The organism is Bacillus sp. T2.9-1, assembly GCF_950097965.1.
Lineage (GTDB): Bacteria > Bacillota > Bacilli > Bacillales > Cytobacillaceae > Niallia > Niallia hominis.
Genome location: NZ_CATNHG010000132.1, coordinates 1 through 14,184 on the forward strand (window position 1 = coordinate 1; position 14,184 = coordinate 14,184).

A 14,184-nucleotide genomic window follows, 5' to 3' on the forward strand; every position below is an offset into this window, starting at 1 on the left:
CCAAGTAAAGTGACAAAGTGCCTGAACTATTTCCAGTAAAGAACCAATATCAAATTAATGAAAAAGTGTTAAATTTAATATGGATAGGTGTTTTATATATGTCTCATTTGGCTAGGTCAGTTCAAACCAACACTTTTTTTATTTAATTTATGAATATCTCTAAACCTGGATATACCAACTGAACAGGACCGCCATATACATTTTTTGCTTCTTCCACTAGCTTTTCCTGTTCACCATATTGGGGAAGATGGGTCAAAAAGAGCTGTTTTACTTCCGCTTGTTTCGCGAGTTTTCCCGCTTCTTCTCCTGTAAGATGCCCTTTAACGATTCCAAATTGTTCCTTGTAAATACTTGCTTCACTTATTAAAATATCTGCATTCTTCGCAAAAGGAATTAAGTCATCCTTCCACTCTGTGTCTGCCGTGTAAATAATGGTCTTTCCATTTGCTTGGATTTTCATTGCCAAGCAATATACTGGATGCGTCGTTTCACAAAAGGATAAGCTGAATGGTCCAATGGTAATCGATCTATCAACAGTAATTTCCCGTCCTTCGGTATAGACATCATGGGTTAGTTCGTCAAATTTAGAGTCCCTTTTATGGCCATAGATTGGAAAGGGATCAATACGTTTTCCAAGTTTATTCTCCACTAACATTGCATATTGGAGACAGCCGACATCAGCTACATGATCATGGTGATAATGAGAAAGAATACATGCATCTAAATCCTTTAAGTCAACATAAGATTGAACCTTAGATAACACACCACTCCCACAGTCGACCAATAAATGAAATCCTGCAGACTCCAATAAGAAGGAAGAAGTAGGACTATCCTTCCCTGGGTATCCCCCATACTTTCCTAAAAAAGTGATTTTCATCGCTAATCCTCCTTAGGTTTTAACTTCTACTTCCATTATTACCGAGTTCGATTCACCATATAATCTACTAAGTACTTTAAAAAGCTGGTCTTCGTTGGTAATGCTTCGACTAAATCTAATGCCATACAATAATGCTCCCACATTTCCTTACGAGCACCTTCCAAACCTAAAACGGTCACAAATGTAGAGGTATCATTATCTTTGTCCATTCCAGCTTTCTTTCCTAACGTTTTTTGCTCTCCTTCTACATCTAGTAAATCGTCCTTTATTTGAAAAGCAATTCCAGCATGGTAAGCATACTTCTTCAATAAATCCATCACTTCATTTGAAACACCGGCTAAAATGGCAGGCATTAGAAGCGATGCCTCAAATCCGATACCTGTTTTATAAAAACAAAGCGTATTCAGTTCTTGTAGAGTTAATTGTTTCCCTCTGGATTCTAAGTCCATCAACTGCCCTTTACACATATCAGAAGTAGCTTTTGTTGTGTATCGAATAAGTTTTAATACAATTGATCCTCCAAAGGCTTGTAAAGTAGCTTGTTCTTCAATCGCTTTCTGTGTAAGAAATAGCCCCGTTAATTCTGCTGTTGCCGTATCATACACTTCATGTAAAGTCGGTCTTCCTCTTCTCATCGCCGCATTATCCTGTGATGGTAAATCGTCAAAAATAAGAGAGGCTGTATGCATGTATTCCACTGATTTCAATAATGGCACGATTTGGGCATTATCTAGCTCAAATTCTTTTACCCCGATAAACCATGTAATAATCGGTCTGATTCTTTTTCCTGCACCTGCAAGACTGTAATTTGCTGCTTCGGTCACGATATCCTTCTCAAGCAGGGCATTTTCTGTGATTGGCAGCATCTTATCAATAGGTGAACGGATGGATTGAATCATTTCAGAAAACTCTTCTTGTTCTCTTCTATTTTCTTTTAAGGTGGTAATCATATGGTCACGAAGCAGCTTATCAAAAAAGTCAACATCATCTGCCTTTTCAACCATTTGCTGTAGGATTCGATTAAAGGTAGACATTCTTTTTGTGAATATCCCCATTAAATCACTATATTTCTGTTCGCCTAATTTTTCCTTTAACCGCTTTAACCCATTAATTGCCCGATCCAAAATGACTTCCTTTGTTTTGAAATCCGCTTGATAGACATCATGAATTAAATAGGAAATGACTGTCCAATACATTTCAAATGGATTTATTAAATCTTTTCTAGTTGTGTGATAGGTTAGATAATACGTATAAGGAGTTACAGCCCCGTCTTTTTTATCATCAAACATATCCGCCAAATCATCTGCTAGCTGATTATAGATACCATAATAAAAGGTTCGTTTATCATAACCTTCATCCTCAGGAGCATTCATTAACGACCGGACAATCTGTCTGGAAGCGGAAGATTTAAGGATTACTGGAATATAAATTTCTTCATTAGAATAAGTGCCATTTTTTAACTTCTTTTCCCTGTCGACCTCTTGTGAATGAAAGAAGATATAGGATTGACTTAGAAATAACTCCCAAGTCATAGAATCATGTTGAAGTCTCATGTATTCAAATGCTTCTTTTAACTCACTATGAATGAATGCAATTAGCTCTTCATTCTCTCCATGCCATCTTCCTAATTCTGGGACAATTCCTGTTTCTAAAGTTGTTCGAATTAACGTCGTATACTGTTTTTCTTCCTCTATAGATAAAATTTTCGCATCCAGTAAATCATCAATTAAAGGATACGTTATTCCATAATAAAAACCTAGTTTTATCGCTTTCTCTAATCGATACTTCCGTACTTGTTCTGATAGGTCAATGCTTCTTCTTTCTTCCAATTCATGCATTAAGACCCCTGCAAGGATTTTCAGGATTTTGCGTTGTGCGTGCTCCACACTCATTCCACTCGGGATATGTGCTGTCACTCGTTTCAGTTTTTCTAGTACAAAAATCATCGTATGCTCAACTTTTTCTTTTTTAGCAAGTTTATACAGACTAGATACACTAAAATTGTCATTCTTTGCATCTTTCTTTAATAAGTGGGTTTTCACATTGTTGACTACTTCGTCAATTCTTTCTTGCGTATGTTGTGATGAAAGTGTCTTTCCTAAATCACGCATATAAAGATACGAAATACTTCTATTCAAATAATCATCTAATTTACCTGCATAATTCAACCACTCTATATAGGGACGATACCCTTTTACAGTTGGTTTTCTTTTTTTTCGGGAAAAATAAGTTAAGATGGAAGGAGAATGAATATGGTTTATCTTCCAAGTTTGAAAGTCATTTATTAGGCTTGACACATAAGACTGATCCGTTAACTGATTTTGAAGGGCTTCAAAATACCGGACAGCCTTATGCTCTGCCGATCGATATTCTTCATTTATTGCCTCTTTTAACTTTTTATCCATAAGAACATTACCTCTGCTTTACCTTTAAGTTCATTTAATTAATCTAATATAATCGGTTATCTTCTTTATTATAACTAGAATGTTCATTATCTCCTATTAATCTATATTTTTCATTAGAAAAACTCTCCCTTTATAGAAGGAGAGTTTATAGGTTGATATATTTTCTTGTAATTTATTTTTTGTTAATTGTTGCAAGCTTGGGGGATGTTCAGAATTACTTTATTACATAAAGTCACTATTCTGTTACCTTTTTTCGGGACATAGAGATCCGTTCTCTGTTACCTTTGACCAGTGTTTTTCTTCTTTTGGGGCACTGAGATTGCTTCTCTGTTACCTTTTCTAGTTGCTTTTCTTCATTAAAGTAACAGATGGTACTTCTCTAGATTCTTCAAACGGAAGTAGCTTTCTCTTTAGCAATCGATGCATTTGACTTCGATGTATTTGCTTTTTCCATTACAGATGGCCTTGCAAGAATTAATACGGAAATAATGGTCAGACATCCTGATATAAGGAGAATCCATTGTGCTGGCACGTAATCATATAGAAAACCAAACAACAATGTACCTATTGGCATCATCGCCATAGCAAAAGTCTCTATTATGGTAAAAACTCTACCTTTATATTCATTAGCAATTTGTTTTTGCAAGAGTACCATAATCGGAATATTTATCAAAATATTCGTTGCGCCAAATAAGAACATGACAACCATGTAGTAAATAAATATTGTTGTGGATGATAATGAAATAATAATAGGAACCGCTGCAGCTATCATTAATAAACTTGAAGAAAGTATTCCCCTTTTACTAACAGAAAACGGATGTTTAAATTCCTTTCCTAAAGTCAAGTATACAGAAAGTAAAAGAGTTCCTACAGCAAAAGCCCCTTCCACAATTCCAAATTGTATGGATGGCATGTGTAATTTCGTATTAACGATAAATGGAAAACCAACATTAAATGCTGTAAAAATAAAATTGACAATTAAGCAAAGGATAATCATCACCTTTAATAATGGTTGATGGTTGACATAGCTTATGCCCCCTTTTAAACTTTCAAAAACCGATTCTTTCTTCTCTTGATGCTCCCGTTCTTTTTCAAAAAGAGTAAAATTCATGGTCGAATCGAGTATAACGGCAATCAATGACGCGATAAGATAGATTGTTAAAAACACTGACATGGACACTAAGCCAAATAATATTCCACCGATAGCTGGACTTGCGATTTGCGCAATGGAAATAGCTATTTGGTTTAAAGAAGATGCTTTCTGGATGCGAGTTTCATCAATTAATCCGGTTAATGATGAAGTAAAAGCATTGCTGGCAAACATAGAGGTAATGGACAGGATACAGGATGTGGTATAAATAGCAGGTAAGGATAATCCCATCGTGATGCTATAAAGAAGTAATCCGCCTATTGAAATGGTCGTAACCGTTTGAGCCGTTATAGCAATTATTTTACGAGGATACCTATCTATGATGTCCCCAGCAAAAGGAGCAACGATTGTTCTAGGTAAGATATTACATAGTATATTCACGGCAAAACTCATCGAAGAACCAGTCAAATGCAAAATATACAAACTAATAGCAAATGTGTATATTTGTGATCCAGCTGTTGCAATTAATTTACTACTAACAAATGTCCACAAGTGATATGTGGCTCTCTTTTGTAACTGATTTTCATCCAACGAAACCCCATCCTTTTTCAAAAAGTTTAATTTAATTAAACAAATGATATCACACAAAAACTTCCCTTTCAAGAAAAAGTTTAATATAATTAAACTATCGAAATAAGGAGTGTACCATTTATGCTAGGAGAACGAATACGTGCATTACGAAAACAAAAGAAAATGACCTTAGAGGCATTAGCTGGTAATCGATTAACAAAAGGCATGCTCAGCCAGATTGAGAATAATAAAGCCAAACCTTCTATGGAGAGTCTTGAGTATATTGCCGAGAGACTTAATGTAACTATTTCTGAATTAGTAGACAAGGTCAGTTCTACTGAAATTAGAAACATGCTCGATCAAACCGAAAAATTACATGAGGGATTTAAAATTTATTTTCGAAATAAAAAAGAAACAATTGAAACTTGCAAAAAAATTATTCATCTTATTCAACCATATATTCATATTATGAATGATAGCTATGAAGCTGCTCGTTTATTAGAAATTTATAGTCATTGCCTATTTTGCCTATATGATAATCAGTGGGAAATTTACGCTAAAAAGGCTGCAACGATATATGATACACTTAATCTCACTGCCAACCATGCAGAAGTTGGTATTTTCAAGGCAATTACCATTTTTTTAGAGCATCGTTATAAAGAAGCTCTTCAAACATTTTTAGAAGAACGACATTTTCTAGAAAATTCGCATTATAAAATTGATCCTATGACAAAAGTAAACTTGGATTATCATGAAGCAGCTTTCTATTCAGCAATTGGTGATTCACAGGGAACTGTTCAAGCAATCGAAAGGGCTCTAGATTACTCTAAAAAAGAAAAAATATATTTTAAAACAGATGATATATATAAACTAGCTGTTTTTGAAGCTTTACTAGGATCAGAAGAGAAAAAGTTTAGTCATTATTTAAATAAACTAAAACAATTTGGTGAATTTTTAGAAGATGAAAATTATATAGAATTATGTGATGTTTTATTTGTCGAATATTTAATAAATATAAAAGGCAAATACGATAAAATCATGCCCATTATCGATAAATATGTGGAATATAATGAAGAAGAGCAGATAGCAACTGGAGATAATTGGAACATTCTCCAAAAAGGGAAAGCATTTTACTATGTACATGAATATGAAAAATCACTAAAAATTTTATTAGCCGTCACTGTGCCAGATTATTTAAACCATCCAGTAGATTTTGGAATCTATTATATTAAAGATACCTATATTGCCCTTTGCTATAAAGAGCTTAATAATATGGATAAGGCAAGGGAGCATGCTAAAATCGCGTATGAAAATTTCTTGCCTCTTCCGAATTCCATTTTTCGAAAATTGTGCATAGAAACCTATGAAAGTATCTTTTCCAATTAACATACTAACATAAGGAATTTTCTCTTTAGCAAGAAAATTCCTTATACCGCTTATCCATTTTGGTCAGCAAACCGCCATAAAATGTCTAATGATAAATCCGAATATCCCGATAGAGACAAGAGATGCCTATATCACATCAATATCCAAAGATGTTAGAGTCAACGGTTCTCTTGTTGCAAAAATGAAAAACGAGTGCGAATTCCTTACTCCAGCTTTCCCCACCTATATCGCTAAAATCTCTTTCGTAAAATGAATATAATCCGTGAAATAGCCATCCACTTCATATTCCAATACTCGTTCTTGTTCCTCTTTTTGTGTTTTCTTATTCGTAAAATACACGTGAACTTCTTTTCCCTGCTTATGTAATTCCTTTACCACTTTCTGCGTAACATCTGTAGATTCGATTCCTATAATAGGAAACTCAACCCCACTTGCTTCATTCAGTGAAAAAGATCCTTTTCTAAAAAGAAGAGCTAGTTCTGTATGTGGAGCCTTTTCTTTAATTTTCAATAAACTCTCTTCCGAAAAGGATTGAATGGTCACTAAGTTTTTATCGAGTAATTGGTATTCCTCTAACAACTGAATAAGCTTTTCTTCCATTGCTAATTTTCCATTAACAAGTCTTGTTTCAATATAATACCTTTGGGAATCATGAAAGGTCTCGATTATTTCCTTTAATGTTGGAATTTCTTCCGTAATGGTTTTGCCATAATCCGATTTGAATGTTTGAAAAGTCTTTATCTCTTCTAAAGTATAATCAGAGACCTTTCCCTTCCCATTTGTCGTACGGTCAATGGTTTCATCGTGCATTGCGATTAATTCGCCATCCTTTGTCATTCTTAAATCTATTTCAAGGGAATCTACTCCTGATTGGGCAGCTATTTGATAAGCGGTAATCGTGCTTTCGTTATACCATTCATTTGCCCCTCTATGTGCAATTACTCTTGGAGTGTCCTCTTTTTCTATCGCAGGCTGGGCTACGATAGATACTGCATTGTCACCGCAAGAAGTTAGAGATATGGTTAAGAAAGGAATGAGAATGAACACACTCCAGTATTTAGTCAATAGGAACAGCTCTTTCCTGTCTCATGGCTATGGCTAGTTCTGGATAGTCCGTAATAATTGCTTCCACCTTTGCATCCAGTAGTTGAGCCATTTCGTCCCCTTGATTTACTGTCCATACTCTTACTAGATCTTTTAATTCCTTCCAATCATTTAGATGATCGATTACCATATCTTTATGAAGATGCAATGCCTCTAATTCTATGCTTTTTATGTAATCAAGAGGATTAGAGATTACTTGATTTAATAACCAGGCAATCGAAGCAGATGGATCAATCGCCTTAATTCTTAATAAAGTCGGCAAATGAAAGGAAGAATACACGACCTTACGCCCATTTCCGTATTCGTTCACAAGAGCAATCGTCTTTTCTTCAATACCTTCGTATTCAAATGTATAGGTTTTAAGTTCTATATTTAGTTCAATTGGGTATGGAGCTAACAATTGCAATACTTCTTTTAAGGTTGGTACTTTTTCTAATAACCAGCTTTCTTCAAAATCAGGCAGGGAGGAAAACTTACTTCCTGCACTAAATGCCTTTATTTCCTCTAATGTATATGACCGTACAAAGCCAGTTCCATCTGTTGTCCGATTTAAAAATTCATCATGAATAACGACGATTTCGCCATCCTTTGTCATATGAACATCTAGCTCTATTCCATCTACCCCTTGTAAAATTGCTTGCTGGAAACTAAGTAGTGTATTTTCTGGATATCTACCCTTTGCCCCTCTATGTCCATATATTTTTGTTCTATTCATATCCCTTCTCCTCCTTTATAATGGAAAGAAACAGACCAACAAGTATTAAATGATTTAATCATGTTGGTCTTTCCCTATAGCTTATTTTCTTGCTCGATTTGCTTTTTCAATTGCTTCATTTAACTGTTTCACCATCATGCTATATGTTTCCTCGACATCTCCACCGTTATATACCGTTTCAAGTGCTGTTTCACTAATACGGCGACCTTCTGGAATCATATCCATTAAGGCACCTTGCGTAGCATAAGAAGACTTAGTCGATTGTAACTGCTCCACAGTTACTTTTAGTTGTGGCATCTGTTCATAAGCATCTTTTACAACTTGTTCGTTATAAGCATCTGGATTAATCGCAAAATAACCTGTTCCAACATGCCATTTTGCTTGTACCTCTTTTGTTTGTAAGTATTTCATAAATTCCCAAGCAGCCTTTTTCTCCTCGTCACTCTTGTCTTTCATCATCCAAAGACTAGCGCCACCAATAACTACTCCTTGTCTTTCTACTGCTTCTGGGTGTGGAATAAAAGCAACGCCTACTTCAAATGGTGCATTATCAATTACATCTCTTGCACTAGCAGAAGATTGCATAAACATCGCAACATCTCCTGCAAGGAAACCTGCTACCATGTTATCTCCATTTGTTCCATAGTTAGCAAATGTTTTATCATCAATCATCTTTTTAACCCAATTAAACACAGACTTCCCTTGTTCCTCTGTAAAGCCAATCTCTGTTGGTGTTTCTGTTCGACCATTATCATTATTCATTAATAAAGCCCCTTGGTTCGCTAATAATTGCTCATATAACCAACCATATGCTTGGAGCGCAAATCCTTTCATTTCAGGGTTTGCCTTTACGATTGCCTTTCCAGCTTCTTCAACTTCTTCAAATGTTGCTGGTGCTTTCTCTGGATCTAAGCCCGCTGCCTTAAAGGCATCCTTATTGTAGTACATAACAGGTGTAGAAGAGTTAAATGGCATAGAATAAAAAGTGTCATCAATTTTATAATAGTTCGTTATATTCTCTTCTAAGCCACTCATATCATACCCATCTTCATCAACAAGTGTTTGAATTGGTTCAACAAAACCACTATTGATCATCGACTTTGTACCAATTTCAAAAACCTGCATCATTGTTGGAGCACTTTCTGTTCCTGCAACAGTATGAAATTTCGTTAATGCTTCATCATATGTACCTTGATATTCTGCATTTATTTTCACCTTATCTTGAGAGCCATTGTATTCATCCACAATCGCATTTAACGCTTCCTGTGCTGCTCCTCCCATAGAATGCCAGAAAGTAACGGTAGTTGGACCATCCTTTTCTTCTCCATTATTAGAAGATGATTCTGTATTATTGCTACATCCAACCATTAATAAAACCAATGATAGAATAAACATGCTTAGTAACTGCTTCGTTTTAGTCATTTTCCGCACACTCCCTAATTTATCTATTAGTTTTTTCCTTGAAAAATTATTTCAAAGCTCCTTCTGTTAACCCTTTCTGGAGTTTTTTCTGTCCCAAAAACAATAGAATCAGCGTTGGCAAAACAACAATAATTGCCCCTGCCATAATAACGCCCCATTCATTTAATTGTTCCTGTGACTGAAGCTGTCTAAGACCTATTTGCACAGTGCGCACACTATCATTTGTTGTCGCAAGTAACGGCCATAAATACATATTCCACGACGTTACAAACCCATACACTCCAAGCGTAATCAAACTTGTTTTCGCCATAGGTAGAACAACTGTTAAATAAAATTTAAAGTCTCCAATCCCTGCTATTTCGCTTGCCTCCTTCAACTCTTTCGGAATCTGCTTGAAGTTCTGCCGCAAGAGAAAAGTTCCAAAGGCAGTTGCGAAAAATGGAATCGTCAAACCATTATAATGATCAAGCCAGTTAAGATTCCTTATCGTTTGAAAGTTTGGAATGATAGATGCTTCAAATGGCACCATCATGGTTGCAATAAAGATAAAGAAAAGAAAATCTCTTCCTTTAAATTCCAAAAACACAAATGCATATGCTGCTAAACTAGCAAGTATTAATTGCCCCATCATAATGACGATGGATACAATGAAACTATTTAACAAATATTGCATTAACGGAAAACGCTCAAATACTTTTAAATAGTTATCTAATGTTAATCCTGTCGGAATTAATTTTCCTGTCATAATATCTTGTGAGGACATAAAGCTCATCAAAAATGCAATAATTGCTGGCGAGAAAATAAGCAGTGCTGAAATAATTAATAATAAATAAAAGATAATTTTTCTATGAATGGGCAATGTCACTGATAATGAACCTTCCTTTCTCCAAGTTTAAATTGAATGATAGTCAGAACAAGAATAATCACAAAAAGAATAATCGCTTGAGCGCTCGCTGTTCCATATTGGTAGTTCATAAACGCCTCCTGATAAATGGAATAAACGATTAAATTTGTCTCATTCTGCGGTCCACCTCTCGTTAACATATCTACTTGGCCAAATGTTTGAAAGGCATTAATCAACGTTACAGTCAATACAAAAAATAAGGTTGGCGACAGCATTGGAATCGTAATTCGTCTTAACTTATAAAAATAGCCTGCCCCATCAATATCAGCACTTTCATATAAGTAGGAATCGATCGATTGCAAACCACCTAATAAAATCAAGAATGTAAAGCCAACATTCATCCAAATCGTGGATACAGAAACGGAAAAGAGCGCCCAATTTGGATCAGTAAGCCAGCCAATAGGCTCAAATCCGAATGCTTTTACGATGGTATTCAGCCACCCAATCGTAGGGTGAAATAAGAACATCCAAAACACAGATGCAGCCGCAACAGATATCCCCATCGAAGAGGAAAATACTGTTCGAAAAACACCGATACCACGAAGCTTCTCATTTGCAAGGATAGCCAGAAACAAACTGACGATAATGCTTCCTGGAACAGTATATAAGGCAAATAACAAAGTTGATTTTAAGCTTTGCAAGAAGATCGGCGATTTAAAAATTTCCAGATAATTTTCCATGCCAACAAATACGGTGGGATCCCCACGATTATCTGTTAAGAAAAAACTCAAATAAATCGTTTTCCCCAATGGATAAAATAAGAAGACACTAAATAATAGAATAGAAGGGAATAGAAATAGCATCCCTTTGAACAAATGTTGTAACCGCTGCTTCTTTTTTTCCTTTAGAAAGTCGACAGAATGCTGTATTTCCTGTTGATATGCGATTTCACTCATAGTCCAACAACCTCTTGTTCTTTCATAGCAACTGCTGGGCGAATTAATGCTCCTGATTCAGAATTAAAAAAACAAATATTCTTAGAAGACAACTGAACCGGTACTTGATCTCCAACTTGAATTCTCCATTGACCTAACCATTTCGCTGTCCACAGCTCTTTTCCCACTTCAAAGGTTAATAGCGTTTCATTCCCAAGCTGCTCTACATTCACTACTTCTAAAGTATGGCTTGTTTGTTCAGCCGTCCCTGGGAAAATATGTTCTGCTCGAATCCCCATTGTAAGATTCGGCTGAGATAATAATGGGAGAGTATCCTCTTTGTCCATCGTAATTTGCAGACCATTCTCAAGAACCAATTTTTGATCAATCAGTTTTGCTTTGCTTAAATTAATTTTGGGTGAACCAATAAAGGATGCAACAAATAAATTAGCAGGCTGATTATATAAAGTAATGGGTTCGCCTATTTGCTGAATTTTCCCATCATTTAGTACCATAATGCGATCCCCCATTGTCATTGCCTCTACTTGATCATGGGTAACATAAATCATTGTTAAACCAAGCTTCTTTTGCAAGCGGCGGATTTCTATTCGCATATGTGCACGGAGCTTTGCATCTAAGTTTGAAAGGGGCTCATCCATTAAACAAATAGGAGCTTCACTTACAACAGACCTTGCTAGTGCAACACGTTGTCTTTGGCCACCTGACAATTCCTTTGGCTTTCGTTTTAATAACTCCGTTAATCCCATCATCTCTACCGTTTCTTGCAGTCTTCTTTGTTGTTCCATCTTGTCTACTTTTTTGGCGTGTAAGCCGAAAAGAATATTTTGCTCCACCGTTAAATGTGGATATAATGCATAATTTTGAAAGACCATCGATAAATTACGATCCTTTGGCGGCAGGTGATTGACAACTTGATTATTCATCTTTAGTACCCCACCTGAAATTTCTTCTAGGCCTGCAATCATTCGCAGTAATGTACTTTTTCCAGAGCCAGACGGTCCTACAAGGACAAAAAATTCCCCTTCTTCTATCGAAAGACTAATCTGATCAATAACGGATTTCTGCTTATCATATGATTTAGAAATGTCCTTCATTTCTACTGCTACCACTAACTAATCCCTCCCCATTTGAATTACATTTTTATTTAAACATATAAAGTCATGTTGAAAACCAAATTTACCAATCATTAACAAACACATAATAGTTGTTTGACAAACTTCCATTTTCTTTTACACTGTTTACATTATTTAAATATTCTTAAATCAAAATAAATAGGTGAGAGCACAAAAAAAGCTTAGAGCTGAAAACTCTAAGCTTTTTTATAATTCCAATGTTTCATTTATGTCTGTGTCTTCTGCTTCTTGACCAGTGATCCGCTTATAGATGAAAACGACATTTTTCGTAAAGCTTCCTGTATCCCAATATTCTGCTGATTCAGCCTTTACTTTAATTAATACGATATTAGGATCATCGTATGAAGTCTGCAAGATTTTTTCATAGGCATTACTCCATAACTCTTTCTTCTTAGCAAGATCATCAACGAGTTCAGCTCTTCCTCTGATAGAAACATAGGATTTTCCTGCGTAGGCGACATTCACTTCATTTTCATGCAAAATCTCTTCATACTTTTCCGTATCCTTCTTTGTCAGAAACCATAAGTCTCCATCAAATTCTACTTCTTGCGTTTTCATTGGACGAGATACAAGACCTTCTTCAGAGATTGTAGTAAGCATTGCAGTATCCACATCTTTTATTAAGTCTCTTAATGTTTCAAGTTCTTTTTGCATTATTATCACCTCTGATTGGTATATTCCCCATAAATGAAACTTTTAATCAAATGTGAGAAAGAATCTATACTAGTTTCAGCATAATATACCAAATTGCTGGAATTAATAACGATGGCAACAGATTTAATGTCTTAAAATTTTTAATACCTAATATACTTAGGCCTGAACTTAGAATAAGGATTCCGCCAATAATCGATATTTCAGCTAATAAATCTGGTGTTAGAAAGTTTGCAAGTAGGCCTGCTGTCATATAAAAAAAGCCTTGCCATAAAAATAAAACGAGAGCGGATGCCGCAATTCCGAAACCAAAGGTAGAAGCTAACACAACCGACGTAACCCCATCTAAAATTGCATTTGTAAAAAGATATGTATGATTTCCTCTTAAAGCACTTTCAATTGGACCAAGTATGGACAAAGTTCCCGCACAAAATAAGAGAATCGCTGTTGATAAGCCTTCCGCTAAATTCCCTTTTGAAAATCTTGCGACAATTCGTTTAAAACCAATTTCGATATTCAGTTTTTCTCCAATTAAGCCACCAATGGCAAGACTTACAATAAAAAGCACTGGATACTGACTATCTGGCATATATTGAACAATAGAATGAATCCCAAGAGCAGTTGCAGCTAGTCCCATTGCTTGCATTAATATATCTTGGTACTCCGCTTTGATGCCTTTTTTCAAAAGACTTCCAATCGTGCTTCCTGCTAGAATCATGAAGCAGTTAAATAGTGTCCCAATCAATTTCTCTTCTCCTCGACTTTTTATTTATTGAAATTAGCTGTCTTACAAAAACAGGATTTCATATATATAAAGTCATTTTATCTTACCCCACTACAATTAGGTAATTTTTTTAATTAGCATTCAGCTTTTTGTTCTTCTCTCTCTCTTCTCTTTCTACTTGAGAGTATAAAATATTTTGTGTAAATGAAAATTTCCATGTAAAAAGGAAGACCTTCTCTTGGTAGAATTAAGTCACCACAACCAATCCTAGAAAAGAGGTCTTCCCTATGAATCAGTTTACAACAGA

Annotated in this window: 12 protein-coding genes; 1 reads left to right on the forward strand and 11 read right to left on the reverse strand. The window is 35.4% G+C overall.

All coding sequences use genetic code 11. The features are described from left to right. Positions 1–142: 142 nt before the first annotated feature. From QQZ16_RS20090 to QQZ16_RS20100, 3 genes are all read right to left on the reverse strand, one after another. Positions 143–877 carry an MBL fold metallo-hydrolase gene (locus QQZ16_RS20090; RefSeq protein WP_048719191.1) on the reverse strand — a complete coding sequence of 245 codons (735 nt, stop codon included), beginning with the start codon at positions 875–877 and terminating at the stop codon, positions 143–145. Between the two features lie 38 nt (positions 878–915). After that, on the reverse strand, positions 916–3,282 hold the full coding sequence (locus tag QQZ16_RS20095; protein ID WP_284561718.1) for a polyprenyl synthetase family protein: 2,367 nt from the start codon (positions 3,280–3,282) through the stop codon (positions 916–918). 388 nt (positions 3,283–3,670) lie between these two features. Then, positions 3,671–4,963, reverse strand: a complete 1,293-nt coding sequence (locus QQZ16_RS20100; protein WP_235252403.1) for an MFS transporter — start codon at positions 4,961–4,963, stop codon at positions 3,671–3,673. Positions 4,964–5,083: 120 nt separating this feature from the next. Between QQZ16_RS20100 and QQZ16_RS20105 the strand changes: the two genes are divergently transcribed. Next, the gene (locus QQZ16_RS20105) at positions 5,084–6,328 is read left to right on the forward strand and encodes a helix-turn-helix domain-containing protein (protein WP_235252402.1); all 1,245 of its coding nucleotides are present in this window, start codon (positions 5,084–5,086) and stop codon (positions 6,326–6,328) included. A 222-nt stretch (positions 6,329–6,550) separates the two neighbouring features. On the opposite strand, the gene QQZ16_RS20110 is transcribed toward QQZ16_RS20105, so the two are convergent. The 8 genes from QQZ16_RS20110 to QQZ16_RS20145 form a co-directional block, all read right to left on the reverse strand. After that, entirely contained in the window at positions 6,551–7,393 is an 843-nt protein-coding gene (locus tag QQZ16_RS20110; protein WP_284561719.1) for a glycerophosphodiester phosphodiesterase, read from the reverse strand. Beyond that, entirely contained in the window at positions 7,386–8,147 is a 762-nt protein-coding gene (locus QQZ16_RS20115; protein ID WP_031539586.1) for a glycerophosphodiester phosphodiesterase, read from the reverse strand. The genes QQZ16_RS20110 and QQZ16_RS20115 overlap by 8 nt, the downstream gene beginning before the upstream one ends. An 81-nt stretch (positions 8,148–8,228) precedes the next feature. Then, on the reverse strand, positions 8,229–9,569 hold the full coding sequence (locus QQZ16_RS20120) for an ABC transporter substrate-binding protein (RefSeq protein ID WP_284561720.1): 1,341 nt from the start codon (positions 9,567–9,569) through the stop codon (positions 8,229–8,231). Positions 9,570–9,615: 46 nt separating this feature from the next. Next, positions 9,616–10,434 (reverse strand): carbohydrate ABC transporter permease, encoded by an 819-nt coding sequence (locus tag QQZ16_RS20125; RefSeq protein ID WP_048719182.1) that lies wholly within the window; start codon positions 10,432–10,434, stop codon positions 9,616–9,618. Continuing rightward, positions 10,431–11,369, reverse strand: coding sequence for a carbohydrate ABC transporter permease (locus QQZ16_RS20130; protein WP_284561721.1), 939 nt, complete (start codon positions 11,367–11,369; stop codon positions 10,431–10,433). The genes QQZ16_RS20125 and QQZ16_RS20130 overlap by 4 nt, the downstream gene beginning before the upstream one ends. Continuing rightward, the gene (locus QQZ16_RS20135; RefSeq protein WP_109769431.1) at positions 11,366–12,478 is read right to left on the reverse strand and encodes an ABC transporter ATP-binding protein; all 1,113 of its coding nucleotides are present in this window, start codon (positions 12,476–12,478) and stop codon (positions 11,366–11,368) included. The genes QQZ16_RS20130 and QQZ16_RS20135 overlap by 4 nt, the downstream gene beginning before the upstream one ends. A gap of 210 nt (positions 12,479–12,688) precedes the next feature. After that, positions 12,689–13,156: a pyridoxamine 5'-phosphate oxidase family protein gene (locus QQZ16_RS20140; RefSeq protein ID WP_048719178.1), complete on the reverse strand. Its 468-nt coding sequence runs from the start codon at positions 13,154–13,156 to the stop codon at positions 12,689–12,691. 64 nt (positions 13,157–13,220) lie between these two features. Continuing rightward, a complete protein-coding gene (locus tag QQZ16_RS20145; protein WP_235252399.1) occupies positions 13,221–13,898 on the reverse strand; it encodes a DUF554 domain-containing protein in 678 nt (225 codons plus the stop codon). Positions 13,899–14,184 lie beyond the last annotated feature (286 nt).

Coding starts and splice junctions, on each gene's coding strand:
- QQZ16_RS20090 (WP_048719191.1), bottom strand. CDS start 877: ATGAAAATCACTTTTTTAGGAAAGTATGGGGGATACCCAGGGAAGGAT.
- QQZ16_RS20095 (WP_284561718.1), bottom strand. CDS start 3,282: ATGGATAAAAAGTTAAAAGAGGCAATAAATGAAGAATATCGATCGGCA.
- QQZ16_RS20105 (WP_235252402.1), top strand. CDS start 5,084: ATGCTAGGAGAACGAATACGTGCATTACGAAAACAAAAGAAAATGACC.
- QQZ16_RS20115 (WP_031539586.1), bottom strand. CDS start 8,147: ATGAATAGAACAAAAATATATGGACATAGAGGGGCAAAGGGTAGATAT.
- QQZ16_RS20120 (WP_284561720.1), bottom strand. CDS start 9,569: ATGACTAAAACGAAGCAGTTACTAAGCATGTTTATTCTATCATTGGTT.
- QQZ16_RS20130 (WP_284561721.1), bottom strand. CDS start 11,369: ATGAGTGAAATCGCATATCAACAGGAAATACAGCATTCTGTCGACTTT.
- QQZ16_RS20140 (WP_048719178.1), bottom strand. CDS start 13,156: ATGCAAAAAGAACTTGAAACATTAAGAGACTTAATAAAAGATGTGGAT.